This is a genomic window from Curtobacterium sp. A7_M15 (genome assembly GCF_030705415.1).
Lineage (GTDB): Bacteria > Actinomycetota > Actinomycetes > Actinomycetales > Microbacteriaceae > Curtobacterium.
Map to the genome: position 1 here is coordinate 1 of NZ_JAUZED010000071.1, position 18,453 is coordinate 18,453.

21 protein-coding genes are annotated in these 18,453 nt (G+C 72.3%); 6 read left to right on the top strand and 15 right to left on the bottom strand.

Features of this window, described 5'->3' with window-relative positions:
* The 4 genes from Q7F20_RS12765 to Q7F20_RS12780 form a co-directional block, all read right to left on the bottom strand.
* Window positions 1-424: biotin/lipoyl-containing protein (locus Q7F20_RS12765; protein WP_305740457.1), on the bottom strand; the 424-nt coding region annotated here is incomplete at its 3' end.
* Window positions 425-464: 40 nt separating this feature from the next.
* Window positions 465-1,424 carry an alpha-ketoacid dehydrogenase subunit beta gene (locus Q7F20_RS12770; protein ID WP_305740477.1) on the bottom strand — a complete coding sequence of 320 codons (960 nt, stop codon included), beginning with the start codon at window positions 1,422-1,424 and terminating at the stop codon, window positions 465-467.
* 86 nt (window positions 1,425-1,510) lie between these two features.
* The gene (locus tag Q7F20_RS12775) at window positions 1,511-2,647 is read right to left on the bottom strand and encodes a thiamine pyrophosphate-dependent enzyme (protein ID WP_305740458.1); all 1,137 of its coding nucleotides are present in this window, start codon (window positions 2,645-2,647) and stop codon (window positions 1,511-1,513) included.
* A 23-nt stretch (window positions 2,648-2,670) separates the two neighbouring features.
* Window positions 2,671-3,750, bottom strand: a complete 1,080-nt coding sequence (locus Q7F20_RS12780) for a histidinol-phosphate transaminase (RefSeq protein WP_305740459.1) — start codon at window positions 3,748-3,750, stop codon at window positions 2,671-2,673.
* A 50-nt stretch (window positions 3,751-3,800) separates the two neighbouring features.
* Between Q7F20_RS12780 and Q7F20_RS12785 the strand changes: the two genes are divergently transcribed.
* The 3 genes from Q7F20_RS12785 to purB all read left to right on the top strand — a co-directional run bounded on the left by Q7F20_RS12785 (window position 3,801) and on the right by purB (window position 6,213).
* Window positions 3,801-4,199: a phage holin family protein gene (locus Q7F20_RS12785; RefSeq protein ID WP_305740460.1), complete on the top strand. Its 399-nt coding sequence runs from the start codon at window positions 3,801-3,803 to the stop codon at window positions 4,197-4,199.
* A gap of 119 nt (window positions 4,200-4,318) precedes the next feature.
* Window positions 4,319-4,831, top strand: coding sequence for a low molecular weight protein-tyrosine-phosphatase (locus tag Q7F20_RS12790; RefSeq protein WP_305740461.1), 513 nt, complete (start codon window positions 4,319-4,321; stop codon window positions 4,829-4,831).
* Window positions 4,828-6,213: an adenylosuccinate lyase gene (purB, locus tag Q7F20_RS12795; RefSeq protein ID WP_305740462.1), complete on the top strand. Its 1,386-nt coding sequence runs from the start codon at window positions 4,828-4,830 to the stop codon at window positions 6,211-6,213. Before Q7F20_RS12790 ends, purB begins: the two co-directional genes overlap by 4 nt.
* Before the next feature lie 125 nt (window positions 6,214-6,338).
* Here purB and Q7F20_RS12800 read toward each other — a convergent pair whose 3' ends face one another.
* Window positions 6,339-7,253, bottom strand: coding sequence for a LysR family transcriptional regulator (locus tag Q7F20_RS12800; RefSeq protein ID WP_305740463.1), 915 nt, complete (start codon window positions 7,251-7,253; stop codon window positions 6,339-6,341).
* 72 nt (window positions 7,254-7,325) lie between these two features.
* Between Q7F20_RS12800 and Q7F20_RS12805 the strand changes: the two genes are divergently transcribed.
* On the top strand, window positions 7,326-8,423 hold the full coding sequence (locus Q7F20_RS12805) for an EamA family transporter (RefSeq protein ID WP_305740464.1): 1,098 nt from the start codon (window positions 7,326-7,328) through the stop codon (window positions 8,421-8,423).
* Here Q7F20_RS12805 and Q7F20_RS12810 read toward each other — a convergent pair.
* Together Q7F20_RS12810 and Q7F20_RS12815 are read right to left on the bottom strand one after the other, a co-directional pair.
* Window positions 8,392-9,369, bottom strand: coding sequence for an epimerase (locus tag Q7F20_RS12810; RefSeq protein ID WP_305740465.1), 978 nt, complete (start codon window positions 9,367-9,369; stop codon window positions 8,392-8,394). The two genes, Q7F20_RS12805 and Q7F20_RS12810, sit on opposite strands and share 32 nt — an antisense overlap.
* A gap of 1 nt (window position 9,370) precedes the next feature.
* Window positions 9,371-10,036, bottom strand: coding sequence for a DUF4166 domain-containing protein (locus Q7F20_RS12815; RefSeq protein WP_305740466.1), 666 nt, complete (start codon window positions 10,034-10,036; stop codon window positions 9,371-9,373).
* Between the two features lie 47 nt (window positions 10,037-10,083).
* On the opposite strand from Q7F20_RS12815, the gene Q7F20_RS12820 reads away from it, so the two are divergent.
* Window positions 10,084-11,010, top strand: coding sequence for a cation diffusion facilitator family transporter (locus Q7F20_RS12820; RefSeq protein ID WP_305740467.1), 927 nt, complete (start codon window positions 10,084-10,086; stop codon window positions 11,008-11,010).
* Window positions 11,011-11,271: 261 nt separating this feature from the next.
* Here Q7F20_RS12820 and Q7F20_RS12825 read toward each other — a convergent pair whose 3' ends face one another.
* Window positions 11,272-11,883, bottom strand: a complete 612-nt coding sequence (locus Q7F20_RS12825; protein WP_305740468.1) for a hypothetical protein — start codon at window positions 11,881-11,883, stop codon at window positions 11,272-11,274.
* An 85-nt stretch (window positions 11,884-11,968) separates the two neighbouring features.
* On the bottom strand, window positions 11,969-13,246 hold the full coding sequence (locus tag Q7F20_RS12830) for an MFS transporter (RefSeq protein ID WP_305740469.1): 1,278 nt from the start codon (window positions 13,244-13,246) through the stop codon (window positions 11,969-11,971).
* A gap of 81 nt (window positions 13,247-13,327) precedes the next feature.
* Here Q7F20_RS12830 and Q7F20_RS12835 point away from each other — a divergent pair, with 81 nt between their 5' ends.
* Window positions 13,328-14,224 carry a LysR family transcriptional regulator gene (locus Q7F20_RS12835; protein ID WP_305740470.1) on the top strand — a complete coding sequence of 299 codons (897 nt, stop codon included), beginning with the start codon at window positions 13,328-13,330 and terminating at the stop codon, window positions 14,222-14,224.
* Window positions 14,225-14,297: 73 nt separating this feature from the next.
* On the opposite strand, the gene Q7F20_RS12840 is transcribed toward Q7F20_RS12835, so the two are convergent.
* From Q7F20_RS12840 to Q7F20_RS12865, 6 genes are all read right to left on the bottom strand, one after another.
* On the bottom strand, window positions 14,298-15,083 hold the full coding sequence (locus tag Q7F20_RS12840) for a hypothetical protein (RefSeq protein ID WP_305740471.1): 786 nt from the start codon (window positions 15,081-15,083) through the stop codon (window positions 14,298-14,300).
* Entirely contained in the window at window positions 15,073-15,612 is a 540-nt protein-coding gene (locus Q7F20_RS12845) for an RNA polymerase sigma factor (protein ID WP_305740472.1), read from the bottom strand. The genes Q7F20_RS12840 and Q7F20_RS12845 overlap by 11 nt, the downstream gene beginning before the upstream one ends.
* 102 nt (window positions 15,613-15,714) lie before the next feature.
* On the bottom strand, window positions 15,715-17,229 hold the full coding sequence (locus Q7F20_RS12850; RefSeq protein WP_305740473.1) for an MFS transporter: 1,515 nt from the start codon (window positions 17,227-17,229) through the stop codon (window positions 15,715-15,717).
* Window positions 17,183-17,446: a hypothetical protein gene (locus Q7F20_RS12855; RefSeq protein WP_305740474.1), complete on the bottom strand. Its 264-nt coding sequence runs from the start codon at window positions 17,444-17,446 to the stop codon at window positions 17,183-17,185. Before Q7F20_RS12855 ends, Q7F20_RS12850 begins: the two co-directional genes overlap by 47 nt.
* Window positions 17,443-18,084 (bottom strand): DUF308 domain-containing protein, encoded by a 642-nt coding sequence (locus Q7F20_RS12860; protein WP_305740475.1) that lies wholly within the window; start codon window positions 18,082-18,084, stop codon window positions 17,443-17,445. Before Q7F20_RS12860 ends, Q7F20_RS12855 begins: the two co-directional genes overlap by 4 nt.
* Before the next feature lie 107 nt (window positions 18,085-18,191).
* Window positions 18,192-18,453: hypothetical protein (locus tag Q7F20_RS12865; RefSeq protein ID WP_305740476.1), on the bottom strand; the 262-nt coding region annotated here is incomplete at its 5' end.

The window sequence follows — 18,453 nt, forward strand, 5'->3', positions numbered from 1 at the left end:
CGGCGGCCCGCGGCGGGGTCGGCGCGCTGACGGGAGCGGGAGCGGCGGGGGTCTGCGCGACCGGTGCGGCGGGAGCAGCCGGAGCCGGCGGGGTGGCCGTGACGTCCGGGGAAGCCGGGACGCTGTCGCGTACCTGCGCCGCGCCTCCTGGACCGGCGACCGGCGCACCGGACGCGACCTGCGCGTCCGACTCGACCCGGATGATCGGCTTGCCGACCTCGACCGTGTCGCCCTCGGACACGAGCAGCCCCGTGACCGTACCGGCGAACGGCGACGGCAGCTCGACGAGCGACTTCGCCGTCTCGATCTCGACCAGCACCTGGTCGATCCTGATCTCGTCACCGATCGCCACGCGCCACTGCACGATCTCGGCCTCGGTGAGGCCCTCGCCCACGTCGGGCAGGGGGAATTCGGCGACGGCCACTACGGCTCCTTCGGCGTTCTGGTCGGGCACGGGACGGATGTCAGTAGGCGAGGGCGCGGTCGACGGCCTCGAGGACGCGGTCGGCGTCCGGCAGGTGGAGGTGCTCCAGCTTCGACACCGGGAACGGAACGTCGAACCCGGAGACCCGGAGCGGCGGCGCCTGCATCGTGTAGAACGCCCGCTCAGCGACGGTCGCGGCGATCTCGCTGCCGACGCTGACGAACCCGGAGGCCTCTTGTGCGATGACCAGGCGACCGGTCTTCCGCACGGAGGCGAGGAGCGGCTCCCAGTCGATCGGGGAGATCGACCGCAGGTCGATGACCTCGCAGCTGGTGCCCTCGGCCTCGGCGATCTCCGCCGCCTGCATGAGCGTCGCGACCATCGCCCCGTGGCCGACGAGGGTGACCTCGGTGCCGGTGCGCGCGACGCGGGTGGTGTGCATCGGCACGTGGCCGTCGACGAGGTCGACCTGGCCCTTCGGCCAGTAGCGCGACTTCGGCTCGAGGAAGACCACCGGGTCCTTCGACGCGATCGCCTCCTGGATCATCCAGTAGGCGTCGTTCGGGGTGCTCGGGCTCACGACCCGGAGGCCCGCGGTGTGCGCGAAGTACGCCTCGGGCGACTCCTGGTGGTGCTCCACGGCGCCGATGTGCCCGCCGTACGGGATGCGGATGACGACGGGCAGCGACATGTGCGCCGGCAGTCGGTTCTGCATCTTCGCGAGCTGCGAGGTGATCTGGTCGAAGCCCGGCCAGACGAATCCGTCGAACTGGATCTCGACGACCGGGCGGTACCCGCGCAGGGCCAGACCGATCGCGGTGCCGATGATCCCCGACTCGGCGAGCGGGGTGTCCCGCACCCGCTCGGGGCCGAACTTCTCCTGCAGACCCTCGGTGATGCGGAACACGCCACCGAGTGCGCCGATGTCCTCGCCCATGAGCAGGACCTTGTCGTCCGCCTGCATCGCGGCGGCGAGCCCGGCGTTGAGCGCCTTGGCCATCGTCAGGGTCGGGGTGGGGTCGCTCGGGACCTCGCCGGCGCCCGGGTGGGAACGGAGCGTGTAGTCGAAGAGCTGCTCGGTGGTGCTCATGCGTGGGCGCTCCCCTCGAAGCCGGCCTCGTACTGTTCGAGCCAGGCCTTCTGCTCGGCGATCGCCGGGTGCGGCTCGCGGTAGACGCTGTCGAACATGACGTCGACGGACGGCGGGGTGAGCGCCACCGTACGGCGGCGGACGTCGGCGGCGAGGTCTTCGCCCTCCGCGTCGAACGCGGCGAACTGCTCGTCGGTCGCGCCCTTGGAGCGCAGGTAGGCCTCGGACCGGACGATCGGGTCGCGGCGGACCCAGTCCTCGAGCTCCCCGTCGGCCCGGTACCGGCTCGGGTCGTCGGAGCTCGTGTGCGCACCGATGCGGTAGGTGTCGGCCTCGACGAACGCGGGGCCCTGCCCGCTGCGGGCGTGGTCGGTCGCGACGACGGAAGCCGTGTAGGACGCCAGGATGTCGTTGCCGTCGACCAGGACGCTCGGGATCCCGAACCCGCGCGGACGGTCGACGAGCGGGGTCTGCGACTGCGTCGACACCGGGACCGAGATCGCCCAGTGGTTGTTCTGCAGGAAGAAGACGACCGGGGCCTTCGTCGAGGCCGAGAAGACGTAGGCCTCGTTCACGTCGCCCTGGCTGGTCGCACCGTCGCCGAAGTAGACGATCGAGCACGCGTCGCGCTCGGGGTCACCGGTGCCGACGTCGCCGTCGAGCTTCTGGCCGAGCGCGTACCCGGTGGCGTGCAGCGTCTGGGAACCGATCACGAGGGTCGAGACGTGCGTGTTGCCGCGCTCGTCCGGGTCCCAGCCGCCGTGGGTCTGGCCGCGGTACATCGCGATGATCTCCATCGGCTCGACGCCGCGGTGCATCGTGACGGCGTGCTCGCGGTACGACGGGAACACGTGGTCCTGCGCACGGAGCGCGAAGGCGGAGCCGGTCTGCGCCGCTTCCTGCCCGTGGCTCGGCACCCAGAGGCCGAGCTGACCGGTGCGCTGGAGGTTGTGACCGGCGTGGTCGAACCGACGGGTGAGGACCATGCGGCGGTGCATCGCCAGCAGGGTCTCGTCCGGGATCGCCCGCGCGGCGGCGGCGAACTCGGCGTTGTCGTCGGTCTCCACGAACCGGCCCTCGGGGTCGAGGAGCCGGATGGTGGTCGTCGCGGGAGCCGCGGCGCGGAATGACATGCGGGCCAGCGTAGCGGCAGCGACTACGGCGCTACCTGGAGGTCCCCCACAAGCGACCGCGCGGTTTCGAGGAGCGTTCCCACAGCCTCGTGCTCCCCGATCGAGATGCGGATGCCCTCGTTCCCGAAGGCGCGGACGATGATGCCGGCCTGCTCGAAGCGCTCCGTCGCGTGGGCGGTCAGCTCGCCGGTCGGCAGCCACACGAAGTTGCCCTGGGCGTCGGGCACGTCCCAGCCCTGCTCCCGGAGCGACGTGACGATGCGGTCGCGGAGGGCGGCGATCTCGGACACGCGCTCGAGCAGTTCGGTCTCACGCTCGAGGCTCGCGAGCGCCGCAGCCTGCCCCTGCGCCGTGACCGAGAGCGGGATGGCGCAGGCACGTACGGCGTCGAGCACGTACGCCGGGCCGAGGGCGTACCCGACCCGGAGTCCGGCAAGCCCGTAGGCCTTCGAGAAGGTGCGGAGGACGACGAGGTTCGGGTACCGCTCGAGCAGCGGGGCACCCCGCACGGCCGTCGGCTCGGTGACGAACTCGGCGTAGGCCTCGTCGAGGACCACGAGGACGGTGGACGGCACCTGCGCCATGAACGCCTCGAACTCGGTGCCGGTCACGATCGGGCCGGTCGGGTTGTTCGGCGTGCAGACGATCACGAGGCGGGTCCGCTCGGTGACCGCGGCGGCCATCGCGTCGAGGTCGTGTCCGCCGTCGGGGCGGTTCGGCACCTGCACGCTGGTGGCACCGGCGACCGTGACGACGCCCGGGTAGGCCTCGAAGGAACGCCACGCGTAGACGATCTCGTCGCCCGGGCCGGAGGTGGCCTTGGCGAGCTCGTGCAGGATCGCGACGCTGCCGGGGGCGACGTGGACCTCGTCGACGGTGGTGCCGAAGCGGTTCGCGAGCACGGCCCGGACGGCGAGGGCGGTGGCGTCGGGGTAGCGGTTGAACGCGGTCTGCGCCTGCACCGCCTCGACGACGCCGGGCAGCGGCGGGAACGGGTTCTCGTTGCTCGACAGCTTGAAGGCGTCCGCCGCGGCCTGCCGTCCCTGCTTGTAGGCCGGCAAGACGGCGATCTCGGGCCGGATGTGCACGCGCTCGTCAGTCACGGGACCAGGCTACCGGCCACTCCGCGGGTACCGGAGGGCATCATGGGCGCATGCGATTCCTCGTCCGCCTCGTCGTCAACGCCGTCGCGCTCTGGCTCACCACGCTCATCGTCAGCGGCGTCTCCGTCACGCCCTTCGGCGACGGCGGCACCACGGCCACCGTGCTCACCTACCTGCTCGTGGCGTTCGTGTTCGGCCTCGTGAACGCGGTCATCGGCACGATCATCCGGATCGTGGCCTTCCCGATCTACATCCTCACGCTCGGCCTCATCTCGTTCGTCGTGAACGCGATCCTGCTGCTCATCGTCGCCGGGATCTCGGACGCCTTCGGCTTCGGGCTGCAGGTCGAGTCGTTCGGCTGGGGCATCGTCGGCGCCTTCGTGCTCGCGGTGTTCGCGTGGCTGATCGGCCTGTTCGTGCGGCCGGTGCTGAACCGCCCGCGCGCGTGACGCTGGCCGCGGACGCGTCGGCGAGCGCACCGTCGCGGCGGGCCGACGACCGGACCGGCACCGCGCCTCCTGATCCCGGCGGCGTCGCGGACGGACGCTCCCTGCGCCATGATGTCCCCATGACCTCGGACGCCGACGCCCCGTTCCGGGTCTCGTTCGTCTGCAGTGGCAACATCTGCCGCTCCCCCATGGCCGGCATCGTCTTCGCGCAGCTCGCGGCGGACGCCGGGATGTCCGACCGGTTCCACGTCGAGTCCGCCGGCACCGGCGACTGGCACGTCGGCGAACCCGCCGACGAGCGCACGATCGCAGCACTCGCAGCGCGCGGATACGATGGGAGCAGGCATCGCGCCCGCCAGTTCGACCCGGACCGGTTCCCGGACCTCGACCTGGTGGTCGCACTCGATCGCTCCCACGAACGCGTCCTGCGATCGTGGGCACCGACCATGGACGACGCCGCGAAGGTGACGCTCCTGCTGCGGTACGACGACGCCTGGCCCCAGCAGACCGACGTGCCCGATCCGTACTACGCGGACCGGCACGAGTTCGACCGAGTGCTCTCGACCATCGAGCGGGCCTGCCGGGGGCTCTTCCACCAGCTCGAGCCGGCAGTCCGTCAGGGAGCCCCATGACCCCCCTTCCCCCGCAGCCGATCAGCCCGCTCGACGGGCGCTACTACCCGATCGTGCACACGGTGGGCGAGCACCTCTCCGAGGCCGGGCTCAACCGAGCGCGCATCGTGGTCGAGGTCGAGTGGCTCATCTTCCTGACCGACCACGCGATGTTCACCACGTCGCCGCTCAGCGTCGACGACAAGGCGGCGCTCCGCCGGGTCGTGGAGACCTTCGGCCACGAGCAGATCGCCGAGCTCGCCGAGATCGAGGCCACGACACGGCACGACGTCAAGGCGGTCGAGTACTTCGTCCGTCGCCGTCTGTCCGAGCTCGGGCTCGACGCGATCGCCGAGCTCACGCACTTCGCCGCGACGAGCGAGGACGTGAACAACCTCTCGTACGCGCTGACCGTCCGGGACACCGTCGACCAGGTGTGGCTGCCGGCGTTCAAGGCCGTGCTCGCGAAGCTCCGCGAGCTGGCCGACGAGCTGAAGAGCGTCCCGATGCTCTCGCACACGCACGGGCAGCCGGCGACGCCGACGACCCTGGGCAAGGAGCTCGCCGTCGTCGTGTACCGCCTCGAGCGCGTGCTGTCCCAGATCGAGGGCGGCGAGTACCTCGGCAAGTTCTCCGGCGCGACCGGCACGTTCTCGGCGCACCTCGCGGCCGACCCCGAGGCGGACTGGCCCGCGCTGTCCCGCGAGTTCGTCGAGGGCCTCGGGCTCACCTGGAACCCGCTCACGACGCAGATCGAGTCGCACGACTGGCAGGCCGAGCTCTACGACCGGGTGCGTCACGCGAACCGCATCCTGCACAACCTCGCGACCGACGTGTGGACCTACATCTCGATGGGGTACTTCACGCAGATCCCGGTGGCGGGTGCCACTGGTTCGTCGACCATGCCGCACAAGATCAACCCGATCCGGTTCGAGAACGCCGAGGCGAACCTCGAGATCTCGTCCGCGCTGTTCTCCACGCTGTCCGAGACGCTCGTGACGTCGCGACTCCAGCGCGACCTCACCGACTCGACCACGCAGCGCAACATCGGCGTCGCGTTCGGGCACTCGCTGCTCGCGCTCGACAACCTGCGCCGCGGACTGGGCGAGATCGCCGTGAACGAGGTCCGTCTCGCCGAGGACCTCGACCACAACTGGGAGGTCCTCGCCGAGGCGATCCAGACGGTCATCCGCGCCGAGGTCACCGCCGGGCAGTCGAACATCGAGGACCCGTACGCGATGCTCAAGGAGCTCACGCGCGGCAAGCGGATCGGGCAGGCGGAGCTCGTCGCGTTCGTGAACGGGCTCGACATCTCGTCGGGTGCGAAGGCCCGGTTGACGAACCTGACCCCCGCGACCTACACCGGGCTCGCGGACGAGCTGGTCGACCACCTCGACGTCTGACGTCGCGCCGGTCACGGCGCGTCGGACTGGGCCCACGCCGCCGGTTCCTGACCGACGCGCCCGCGGCGGGCAGGCCGTGCCGGTGGGGAGAGGCGCGGGTCGGCCCCGCCGCCAGCGTCACCGCCTCAGGTGGTGACGTCCAGGGCCTCGGCGACCAGCGCCTCCAGGACCGTCCGGACCACGGGGCGGACCGCGCGGTCCGGCCGGACGAGCGCCTCGATCCGCCGCCCCGCCCGGACGTCGGCGAGCTCGGCCAGGTGGAAGCGACCCGACGCCCGGGTCCCCGAGGTGTACCGCGGCACGAGTGCGACCCCGTGCCCGGCGACGACGAGGTTCTCGATGACGGGGAGGTGGATCGTCCGGAAGCCCACGCTCGGCGGCGTGTCCGTCGCCGCCGCCATGGCGGTGAGCACCCGGTCGATCGGGTAGCTCACCGGCACGCCGATCCACGACTCGCCCACGACGTCGTCGATGCGGACGCGTTCCCGGGAGGCCAGCCGGTGGTCGAGCGGGAGCGCGACGTCGAGCGGTTCGCGCAGGAGCGGCACGGTCTCGAGGGCTTCCCGACCGGCGGGCGGGGCGCCGTCCGGCCGGTGCCCGATGACGACGTCGTGGTCGGCGGCGAGGGGGCCGAACGCGTCCTCGCTGACGTCGACGTCGACGAGGACCAGTTCGATGCCGGGGTGCTCGCGCATCCGCGTGAGCAGGCCGGGCAGCAGGAGCTCCGCAGCCGACGGGAAGACGGCGAGGTCGACCCGTCCGGTCGCCCCGCCGAGGTGTTCCCGCCACGCTGCGTCCACCGTGGCGATCGCCGTCGCGACCCCGTTCGCGAGCCCGGCGAGCACCCGACCGTGCTCCGTGAGCCGGACCCCGCGGCCCACCCGTTCGACGAGCGGGACGCCGACCTGGCGTTGCAGGGTCCGGAGCTGCTGCGAGACGGCGCTGGGCGTGCGGTGCGTGGCCTCGGCGACGGCGGTGACGCTCCCCCGCTCGGCGAGCTCGCGGAGGACGGCGAGGAGCTGCACGTCGAACCCGACCATGCAGGGAGCCTACAACGTTGCTTCGGAACTCTTCGCTGGTGCTGAACGGTCCCGCTGCGCCACGATCGACCCGTGCGCACCCGTGACCGACTCCTCGCCGTGGTCGTCGCCGTCGTGTGGGGACTCAACTTCCCCGCGACGGCCCTCGCCCTCGAGCACTTCCCGCCGTTCCTGCTCGCCGCGATCCGGTTCACGCTGCTCGCGGTGCCGACGGTGCTGCTCGTCCCCCGCCCCCGGATCCCGTTCGGGCGGCTCGTGCTCGTCGGTGCCGGGCTCGGGGTCCTGCAGTTCGCGTTCCTCTACCTCGGCATGGCGGCAGGGCTCCCGTCCGGGCTGGCGTCACTCGTGCTCCAGGCGTCGGCGCCGTTCACGGTGGTGCTCGCCGGGGTGTTCCTGCGGGAGCGGCTCACCGGTCGGCAGGTGGTCGGCGTCACGATCGCGGTGGCCGCCCTGGCCGCGATCGCCGTGCACCGGGCGCAGGCAGCGGCGCTGCTGCCCGTCGTGCTCGCGCTGTGCGGGGCGCTCGGGTGGGCGATCGGCAACGTCGCGACCCGCCGGGCCGGGGCGGCCAACCCGCTGCACCTGACGCTCTGGTGGTCGATCGTGCCGCCGGTCCCGATGGCCGTCCTGTCGTTCGTCGTCGAGGGACCCTCGCGCATCGGCACCGCGCTCGGGACGGCGTTCACGGCCCAGGCGCTGCCGGCGGACCTCGGGCTGCTCTACATCGTGCTGGTGGCGACCCTCGTCGGGTACGGCATCTGGTCGCGGCTGATGGCGGCGTACCCGTCGAGCACGGTCGCGCCGTTCTCGATGCTCGTGCCCGTGGTCGGGGTGCTCGCCTCGTGGGTGGCGTTCGGGGAGGTTCCGGACGCGGTGGAGATCACGGCCGGGGTCGTCGTGGTGGCCGCCGTGCTGTGGTCGTCCCGGCCCGCGCGTCCCCGAACGGCGCAGTCCCGCCCGGCTCCGTCGCCGCTCGGGGTCGCACCACACGCCGCGGACGCTCCGCCGAGGTCGCACGGAGTGCCGACCGCCGACGCCCCGGGCGGCAGTTCACGCGACCTCGTCGATGACACCGAGCCCGCGCCCGCGCCCACGTCCGGGGCAACACCCGCGCCGGAGCCTGCGCCCGCGCCCGCGCTCAGCCCCGGTGCTGCCGACGCTCCGCGATGATGCCGGCGAGTGCCCCGCGCAGGTGCGGGTAACGGAACTCGTACCCGGCCTCAACCAGGCGCGTCGGCACCACCCACCGGCTCTTCAGCACGAGCTCGGTCTCGGTACGGATCGCGAACGACCCGATCTCGAGCATCCACCGCCACGTCGGGAGCCCGAAACGGCGACCGACGGCGTCACGGATGGTGGCCATCACGGTGCGGTTGTCCGACGGGTTCGGGCTCGACACGTTGACCGCGCCGTCGATGTCCTCGTGGTCGCGGACGAAGCGGATCGCCCCGAGGACGTCGGCGATGTGCACCCAGCTGAAGCGCTGGCGACCCCGGGTGTGCCGGTCGTGGTGGTACGTACCGGCACGGAGCCGCGAGCGGGTCGGGAACCACGGACCGTCGTACTGCGGTCCGCCCAGTCCCGCCTGCGCCAGCCGGAGCAACGGCACGAGCGCGCTGCCGTCGCCGAAGACGATCGCCATCCGGAGCGCCACGCGACGGGTACCGGGCAGGTCCGCCGCGAAGAGGGCGTCCTCCCACGCCTTCGCCACCGAGACCGAGAACCCCTCGCCGAGCTCGCCCGTCGCCTCGTCCTGCGGGCGGTCGTCGGCGTGCCGGTAGATGGTCGCGGTGGAGGCGTTCACCCACAGCGGCGGCGGGTGCTCGCTCGTCCGGATCGCCTCGGCCAGCTCGAGCGTGGTGTCGACCCGGGAGCGGATGATCTCGGCGCGGTTCCGCCGTCCGTAGCGGCAGTTCACGCTCTTGCCCGCCATGTTCACGACGAGGGCAGCCCCGTCGACGAGTTCACGGATCCGGAGGGTGTTGCCCCACACGGCGTCGCCCGTGCGGCCGATCGTGACGACCTGGTAGCCCTCGTCGCGGAGAGCGCCCTGCAGGTACCGTCCGACGAAGCCGCTCGCTCCCGCGATCACCGCTCGGCCCTTGTGGTCGCTCATCTCATCCCCGTCCTGTGTCCGGCGCGATCTCGTACCGGAACGCCCCCTCGTACCGGTACAGCGTGCCGACCACCGGGGCCGAGAGCACCAGGGACACGCGCTGGACGTCGGCTTCGTCATCGAATCGTTCCACGAGCGTCACACGCGGTGCGATCCGTTCCGGGAGGCGCAGCTCGCGTCCCAGCGCACGGAACGACACGCGGGTGGAGACCAGGCGCAGGGCGCCCGCGTCCGGCCCGTGCGCGTCGACCTCGGCCCGGAGCAGGGCGCTGACGCGCCCGCGGCGACCGAGGTGGTCGACGAGGCCCTCGGGTCCGGCGGTGATGGCGTCCACCATCGTGCGGCTGCCGGAGCGGAACCGGAAGGTGCGGTGCGCGCGGACGGCGATCTGCGCCTCCTGGACCACCGGTCCGCGACCGACGCGAGCCGGGCGGTTCTCGACGGTGAACGGCACGTGCCGTTCCCAGACCGGGAACAGGACGGCGTCGCGGGCGAACCACGCGAGCACCGGCCAGAGCCACCGGCGGGGCGTACCGACGACGTCGAAGACGCCCTCGCCGCGGCCGACGTGCCCGGGCGGGATGGGACCGAAGTACGTCGACAGCCGCGGGTGCAACCGGGCCAGCACCTCGGCCGGTGTGGACAGCTCGTAGGGCGACCGGGTCACGTCCCGATCCTGGCACGTCGTCGGTGCGGGTCCCTACGATGAGGCGCATGGGACACGACCACGGAGCCGGGCACGCGCACGCGCACGGGCACGCGTCCGAGCGGGCGCTGCTCATCGCGTTCTGCATCTCGGCGACGATCCTGCTGGCCGAGGTGGTCGGCGCCGTGGTGACCGGGTCCCTCGCCCTGCTCGTCGACGCCGGGCACATGGTGGTCGACACCGGTGGGCTCGGGATCGGGCTCGTCGCAACCCGCCTCGCGCGACGGTCGCCGACGGCGCAGCGTACGTGGGGCTTCCAGCGTGCTGAGGTGCTCGGGGCAACGGCGCAGGCCGCGATCCTGCTCGCCGTCGGTGTCTACGTGATCATCTCGGCGGTCCAGCGGCTGTTCGTGCCGGCCGAGATCCACTCCGGGCCGTTGCTGGTCTTCGGGGTCATCGGGCTGGTCGGCAACCTCGTGGCGTACGCGGTGCTGCTGCGGGCCTCCGGCGAGGGGTTCACCTCGCGAGCTGCCCGGCTCGAGGTCCTGAACGACACCCTCGGCTCCGTCGCGGTCATCGCCGCCGCGGTCGTCCTCATGCTGACCGGGTGGGAGCGCGCGGACTCGGTCGCGGCGATCCTCATCGGGCTGCTCATCCTGCCGCGGGCGATCAGACTGCTGCGCGAGACCGCGAACGTGCTGCTCGAGTCGACGCCTCCGGGGCTCGACCTCGACGACGTGCGGGGGCACATCCTCGAGCTCGACCACGTGATCGCCGTGCACGACCTGCACGCGACGCTGGTGGCGACCGGGGTGCCGAACCTGACCGCGCACGTGGTGGTGGACGACGAGTGCTTCTCGACGGCGCACGCCCCGAGGATCCTCGACGAGCTGCAGCAGTGCGTCGCGGAGCACTTCGACGTCCCCGTGGAGCACTCGACCTTCCAGCTGGAGCCGGCGTCGCACCGGCGGCACGAGCACGAGGTGCACGCGTAGGGGGTGCGGGGTGCCGGGTGGGGTACGGCGCGGCGCGGCTGGCCTGGTGCGGGTGTGGTGTGGTGCGGACCCGGAACGACGTTGTCGACGTCGTACGACAACGACGATGTCGCTCCGCCGCGCGTGCAACTACCCGCGCTGACAAACAACGACGTCGTCGACGTCGTACGACAACGACGATGTCGTACGGACTCGACGCCCGACGGCCCCGCCCTACGCGCCCCCGCCCGACCGACGCGCCCCCGCCGCCGCCCGCCGCGCTCAGCAGCCGCCGTCGCTCGTGGGGAACGCCGTGATCACACGGTCGGTGGTGGCGGACACGATCACGCGGACGAACGGCTCCGCCGAGGGCCGCGACCCGTCGTCGAACCGCACCGGTGCGGCGTAGCAGACCTTGCCGTCGCCGGCGCCCTGCGGGTACCCCGTCGCCGGTGCCTCGAGGGCGGACTGCACCGCGGTGAGCATCGCGTCGTCCCAGTCCCGGGAGCCGTGGCCGGTCACGACGTCCTCCCAGTCCGCGGTGTGGCGAACGCGGATGTGCTCGTAGCCCTGTCCGGAGTTGCCGCACTGCAGCACGACCGTGCCGAGCGCGTCGGTGTCGTACCGCGCCACGGTCTCGCGGGTGCTCGTGTCGCAGCGGTCGAGGACGTCGTCGCCGGGCAGGTCCGGGCCGGTGCGGGTGATCGTCACCGTGCCGTCCTTCGTCGCACCCCCGGCTGCGGTCGCACTCGGGACGACGCTGACCTCCGCGCCACCGAGCACCGGGTCGTCCGCACCGCGCTGCGCCGTCAGCGCGACGCCACCGGCCACGAGGCCGGCGGCCAGCACGGCGGCGACCCCGGTGATGACGGAACGGTTGCGCTTCTGGGACACGCGCCCAGTATGCCGGACGGGTGTCGCGCCTCCTGGACCGACCGATGGCCGCAGTCGGACCAACGCGCGGGCCGCGGACCTGCGCTCAGGCCCGCGCTGCCAGGCGCGTCCCGGCGACGATCGCGAGCACCGCCACGAACACGACGTACCCGAGCAGCACCGGCAGTGTCGGCAGCACGAGGAGTGCGGCGCCGACCGCCACGACGGGGACGGTCAACCCGGCGTAGGCGATGAGGAACGTCGCGGCGAGGACACCGCCCCGCTGCGAGGGCCCGACGAGTGCGCCCGCGCTGCCGATCGACGCTCGGAACAGCAGCCCGACCCCGGCTCCCGCGACGATCCCGCCGCCGATGAACCCAGCCACCTGCAGCACCACCGCGGCGCCGGCCAGGACGACCAGACCGCCGACGAGCAGCGCCATCCCGAGGCGGATCTGCGCCCGCTGCGACAGCCGGGCGAACACGATCTGCGACACCGAGCTCGCCGCGAACACGCCGAACGTGGTGGCACCGGCGGCGAGACGGTCGGTCACGTGGAAGGTCGTCCCGAGGAACGTCGGCGCGACCGAGGTGAAGAGTCCCTGCACGGCGAGCGCGGCGAACGCTGCCGTGCCGGCGGTCCAGAAGGCTCCGGCCTGTCCCTCCGGTGCCTGCAGGCACTGCGGACGGTAGGGAACGGGCGATGTGGGACGGTCGACGGTCTCCGGGGCGGCGAGCACCACGACGAACGCGATGACCAGCGCCACGACGAACACCACGTAGGGCACCATGAGCGGCTGCCCGACGAACTCGGCGAGCGCTCCTCCGACGAGGGCGCCGAGCGACAGGCCGCCGAGGTTCACGACCCCCGCGACCACACCCGCCCCGCTGGCCGACGACTGCGAACCGGTCGCCCGGACCCGCAGTTCGCCGAGGTGCGCGGTCGCCGTCGCGGTCAGGAGGCCGACCCCGAGGCCGGTCACGAGCCGGGCGACGATGAGGCCGCTGACGTCGTTCCAGAGCAGGAAGAGCACCGCGGCGACGAGCTCGAGCGCGACCGAGACGAGGATGAGCGGGCGCCGACCGTGCACGTCGCTGAGGTGTCCGGCGAGGTACAGGGACCCGACGACGCCGACGCCGTACGCCGCGAAGACCACGGTCGTCGTGAAGGTCGGGAAGCCGTCACGCGCCTGGTAGATGACGTAGAGGGGCGCGGGCACGGTCGCGAACGCCATGACGGCGAGGAAGGCGAAGGCGACGGCCCAGAAGCCGACTCCGTGACGGCGGCGCGTGTGCGCCCGACGGCCGCGCGGGGCGGCGACGTGCCCGTCCGCGCGCAGGCTGGCCGGCGCGGGCAACTCGATGGGAGCGGTGGCGGTTGACATGCTCCGATGGTGCCGCCGAACGCACATCGAGTCCAACGGATGCTCTTGATGTGATCCATCGATCCGATCGATACTGAGTCGGTGGAGACCCGCCTGCTCGAACAGTTCGTCACCGTCGCCGCCGAGGGCAGCGTCACCCGCGCCGCCGAACGGCTCTGGGCGGCCCAGTCCACCGTGTCCGCGGGGATCGCCTCGCTCGAACGGAGCCTGGGGGTCCGGCTCTTCGACCGCACCGGACGGCACCTCGTGCTGACGACCGCGGGCGAGGACCTGCTCCCCCACGCCCGGGCTGTGCTGGAGTCCCTCGACCGGATGCGCGACCTCGCGACCGTCGACGACGCCGACCTGCGGGGGCGGGTCCGGCTGGGCATCTTCACGAGCATGGACATCGTCGACCTCACGGGCGTGCTCCGGCAGTTCCGGCAGCGCCACCCGCTGGTCGCGGTGGAGCTCATGACCTCGCCCTCCGGGACGACGGGTCTCGTCCACGACCTCGTCGCGGGGCGGCTCGACATCGCCTACACGGGCCTGCCCGCGGTCCCGCCGGGCGTGGTGGTCGAACCGCTCCGCGAGATGCCGTTCCGGGTGTTCACGGCCGCGGACCACCCGCTCGCCCGCCGAGGTTCCGTCACGCTCGCGCAACTCGCCGACGAGCCGTTCATCGACACCGCGCACGGCTTCGGCAACCGGGTCATCCTCGACTCCGCGCTGGAGCGCCTCGGGATCCGTCGGCGGATCGTGGCTGAGATGAACGACATGCCCGCGGTGATCCGGTTCGCGTCGGCCGGGCTCGGCGTCGGTGTCGTCCCGGACTCCGGGGTGCGCCACGACGGGGCGGTGCTCGAACTCGAGGACGAGGTGGAGCCGCTCCGCATCGGGCTCGCGATGCGCACGAGTCCGGAGCCGAACCGAGCGGTGCGCACGCTGGCCCGCGACATCGTGGCGGCGCGCGTCGACGTCGTCGCGCAGGCCGGCTGAGCAGCCCGGCCCTGGTCGTTCCCCACCGACGGACTGGAGGCGCGGGTCGTCCCCGCCACGCGCCTCCAGGCCGTCAGTCCCCCCAGATCTCCCCGACGATCGCGGGCAGGAGCCCGTCCGTCGGGAAGTCGGTCTGCTGGATCGTGATGAGGATGTCGCCGCGGAGGAACGTCGTCTCCGTCGTCGGCAGCGTCTGGCCCTGCGCCACGAAGTCGGCCTGGCACATCCGTCCGCCCAGCCGCTCGTCACAGCTGCCGCCGAGCGATCGGGCACTGTTCTCGGCATCGGCGGCGTACTCGGCCGTCGTCCGAGCCACCGACACGGAGATGTTCGCCACGACGCCTTCGTTCTGCCACGCACACGACAGACCGGCCTTCGGGTCGACGAGCCCGTCGATCCGCTCCTGGGCGGTGGAGGGGTGCGCGCCGTCCTCGTCCACGATGAACTCCGTGGGGTTCACGAGCCCGAAGAACTTCATGTCGTCCCCGGGCGGCACGAGCCAGGAACACAGGGCCGGGATCCGGACGTCGGCCACCGGGAGCGCGGACGGTGTGGGCGTCGGGGTCGGGCGCGGTGTCGGGCGCTGCGTGATCGGAGCAGAGGTCGGGGTCGTCACCGACGGCGTGGACTCCGGCGCCTGGCTCGTGGTCGGTGCAGCGACGGGCGTCTCCTGCTGCGACAGCGTCAGGGCGACGGCGCCGGTCGCGGTGCCGATCGCCAGCAGGCCGACGATGCCGAGCGCGATGCCCGGGCGGAACCGACGCCGCTTCGGACGCGGGGTGGCACGCTCGAGGACGTTCTGCTTCATCGAGACGAGCATGCGCTGCAGGTCGTCTCCCTCGGGGGGCTCAGTGTTCATCGTGCATCACCACCTTCTTCAGTCGGCGTCGGGAGCGGGAGACCCGCTGGGTGACCGCGCCGACGCTGAGGCCCAGCATCTCGGCGGCCTCGGCGTAGGAGTGCCCCTCGAGGAGGCACAGCTCGCAGATGCGTCGGTCGGTCTCGGGGAGCGCGGCGATCTCGTCGCGGACCCAGCGGAGGCGTTCACGGGCCTCGGCGTGGTCCTCGGGTGCGGCGAGCTGCTCGGGGAGTTTGTCGGTGCGGCGGCGGGCCTGCTTCCGGCCGGTGTTGAACGCGTGGTTCCGGCAGACGACGAGCAGCCACGGGAGCATCGTGTCCGCAGGGAGCTCGAGGGTCTCGGCACGCTGCCACAGCGTCAGGAAGGCGTCCTGCACGATCTCCTCGACGTCCTGCCGGTCGTCGACGAGGGCCCACGCGTAGCGGGTGAGGGTGGCGGCGTACCGGTCGAACGCCCGGGCGAGCGCACTCTTGTCGCCCTGTGCCATCGCACGGACGATCGCCTCGTCCGTGTCGGTGCCGGTCGTCACGTCCACATCCCACCTCCTTCACTCCAGAGGTGTCGGCTGCACGCGCGATCGTGACAGGACCGTGGCGAAAACGTGATCCCGGGCGTGTCGCCGGGGCGGGACTCAGGCGTCGAGGAGGTGCGCGATCCCCGCCACCGACCGCTTCGCCGCCGCGGAGGTCGACAGGAACCCGACGGCGACGATCCCCGCACCGATGCCGACGACGATCCACCACATCGCGTGCGTGTCGACGGCGAACCCGGCACCGACGGTCGCCACGGCGCTCGCCCCCGTCACGGTGCCGGCGAGTGCGACCCCGAGCGACACCCCGGTCTGCCGACTCGTCGACGCGACGGCAGCGGCGGATCCGGACTGCGCGCGGGGCATGCCCGAGACGGCCGTGTTCGTGATCGGCGCGTTCACCATGCCGAACCCGAAACCGAACAGCACGAACGCGACGACGAGCACCCAGATCGGTGTGGTGGCGTCGATCGTCGTGAGGACCGCCCCGGCAGCTCCGACGCCGAGGCCGGCGAGCACGAGTGGGACCCGGGTGCCGATCGACCCGACCAGGCGTCCGGACAGCGGCGAGACGAGCATCGTCGCCACCGCTGCGGGCAGCGTCCACAGGCCGGCCTCGAACGGGGACATGCCCCGGACCTCCTGCAGGTAGAGGGCGTTGAGGAACAGGAACGCGCCGTTCGCACCGAACGCGGCGATCGCGGTCACGACGGCGGCCGAGAACGGGATGCTCCGGAAGAAGCGGACGTCGATGAGCGGTTCGCGGCGGCGGCGTTCCACGGCGACGAGCACGACGAGCGCCGCGGCGGCGAGGACGAACAGCCCGAGGGCGGCCGGCGACGTCCAGCCGAGCCGCGGCCCCTCGATGAGCCCGCCGACGAGCGTCGCCAGGAGCACGATCACGAGCACCTGGCCGACGGGGTCGAGCCGCCGGGGCTTCGGCGACTTCGACTCGGGGACGAACAGGAACGTGAGCACGATCGCGGCGATGCCGATCGGCACGTTGATCCAGAAGATCGCGCGCCAGCCGACGGTGTCCGTCAGCGCGCCGCCGACCAGCGGCCCCAGCCCCATGGACACCCCGACGACCGCACCCCAGACGCCGACGGCCCGGGCGCGCTCCTTCGCGTCGTCGAAGGTCGCGGTGATGATCGACATCGCGACGGGGTTCATCATCGAGCCGCCGACCGCCTGGACCATGCGGAAGACGACGAGCCACCCCACCCCGGGTGCGAGCGAGCAGAGCAGCGAACCCACCGTGAAGAGCGCGAGCCCGATCTGGAAGGTGGTCCGGCGGCCGATGCGATCGGCGGTGGAACCGGAGAGCAGCAGCAGGCTGGCGAGGACGAGCGTGTAGGCGTCGATCGTCCACTGCAGTCCCGAGATCGAACTGCCGAGCTCGCGCCCGATCGAGGGCAGCGCGACGTTCACCACGGTGGCGTCCATCGAGACGATGAACAGGCTCATGCAGCAGACCGCGAGGATCACGTACCGGTGCCGGTACCGCTGCGGCAGGCCCGGGTCGCCCTGGAACGGCCGCCGTGACGGCACCGCTGGGGCCGCGTGCGACTCAGTGGAAGTCGTTGCCGTCTCCTTCACCCGGGGTCCGGTGGCCACCGAGCATGTCGTTGTCGTCCTGGTCGCTCGTCGACGCGAGTTGCAGCATCGCGAGGACGACCACGACGACGATGAACGCGATGCCGAGGAAGATCGCGGCGAGCTGGAGCTCACGCGTGGCGAGCAGCACGACGAGCCCGGTGAAGACCGCGACGATCGCGGAGATCCCGAGGAGCTCGACCGGGCGCAGGCGGTCGCGGCGGCTGGGGGTGGTCATGCGTGTGGTGCTCCGTCCGGGGCTGCGGCCGGAGCCGCCGTTCCCCACTTGTGCGAGAGGCCGGCGATCACGTGGAACACCGCGGTGATGGCGAGGTAGGCGCCGAGCAGGCCGACGAGGACGATCGAGGCATCGAGGGTGCCCGTGACCCGCTCCACGCCACCGAGCTCCTGCGAGTAGTCGGGCGGCGTCACCAGGAAGGCGATCGCGAGCAGCAGCGTGAGCCCGCCGACGGTCGTCCAGTCGCGGGCGAACGGCGAGCGCCCACGGGCGCGCAGCCCCTGCGTCAGTTCGAGCGCCCCGGCGAGCACGGCGAAGGCGACGACGACCGCGATGAAGGCCGGCAGGCCGAAGCCGTTGCACGCGAACGCGGCGACCGCTGCAGCGAGCGTGATCACCGCCTGCACGAGGGTCGTCCGGCGGGAGCGACCGTCGAACGGGAGCCTGGTCGTGCCCGCGAGCAGCAGCACGAGTCCGTCCACCGTCGCGAACCCACCGAACAGCAGCAGGCCGTAGCCCGCCGCGTGGTTGGACGAGAAGGTGATGACGATGGCCACGATCGCGGCTGGCACGGCCCGGAGGACGGGGATCGGCCAGTACCGCGCGCGCTGGCCGGGGTCGTCCACGGAGTCGGACACGAGACCTCTTTCGGGCATGCGGATCGTGGTTCGATCCTACCGCCGCGCGGTGCAGCGGCCGACCGCGCGGGGCGATCGGCCGCTGAGGATGCTCGAACCAGCAGCGGTCAACGGGGTGTCGACCCGGCCTCGTCCTCCGCCGTCCGCCGCCCTGCACGACGCCGAGCGAGCCACCAGCACGTCGCTCCCGCCGCGAGCCCGACGGCAGCGACCGCCGCGACCACGCCGAGGTCCTCCGTGCCGGTGTAGGCGAGCGCCCCGGTCCGGCCCTTCCCCGCGTCCGGAGTGTCCCGCGCGTCCCCGGCGGGACGAGCGCCGTCGTCGGTCGCCCGGTCCCGCGCGCCCCCGTCCGGACCGCCGCCGTCACCC

What these genes read in the sequence shown, in the direction of transcription:
- Q7F20_RS12770 (WP_305740477.1), bottom strand. Translation starts at nt 1,424, where the DNA reads ATGGCCAAGGCGCTCAACGCCGGGCTCGCCGCCGCGATGCAGGCGGAC.
- Q7F20_RS12775 (WP_305740458.1), bottom strand. Translation starts at nt 2,647, where the DNA reads ATGTCATTCCGCGCCGCGGCTCCCGCGACGACCACCATCCGGCTCCTC.
- Q7F20_RS12785 (WP_305740460.1), top strand. Translation starts at nt 3,801, where the DNA reads ATGCGATTCCTCGTCCGCCTCGTCGTCAACGCCGTCGCGCTCTGGCTC.
- Q7F20_RS12790 (WP_305740461.1), top strand. Translation starts at nt 4,319, where the DNA reads ATGACCTCGGACGCCGACGCCCCGTTCCGGGTCTCGTTCGTCTGCAGT.
- purB (WP_305740462.1), top strand. Translation starts at nt 4,828, where the DNA reads ATGACCCCCCTTCCCCCGCAGCCGATCAGCCCGCTCGACGGGCGCTAC.
- Q7F20_RS12800 (WP_305740463.1), bottom strand. Translation starts at nt 7,253, where the DNA reads ATGGTCGGGTTCGACGTGCAGCTCCTCGCCGTCCTCCGCGAGCTCGCC.
- Q7F20_RS12810 (WP_305740465.1), bottom strand. Translation starts at nt 9,369, where the DNA reads ATGAGCGACCACAAGGGCCGAGCGGTGATCGCGGGAGCGAGCGGCTTC.
- Q7F20_RS12820 (WP_305740467.1), top strand. Translation starts at nt 10,084, where the DNA reads ATGGGACACGACCACGGAGCCGGGCACGCGCACGCGCACGGGCACGCG.
- Q7F20_RS12830 (WP_305740469.1), bottom strand. Translation starts at nt 13,246, where the DNA reads ATGTCAACCGCCACCGCTCCCATCGAGTTGCCCGCGCCGGCCAGCCTG.
- Q7F20_RS12840 (WP_305740471.1), bottom strand. Translation starts at nt 15,083, where the DNA reads ATGAACACTGAGCCCCCCGAGGGAGACGACCTGCAGCGCATGCTCGTC.
- Q7F20_RS12855 (WP_305740474.1), bottom strand. Translation starts at nt 17,446, where the DNA reads ATGACCACCCCCAGCCGCCGCGACCGCCTGCGCCCGGTCGAGCTCCTC.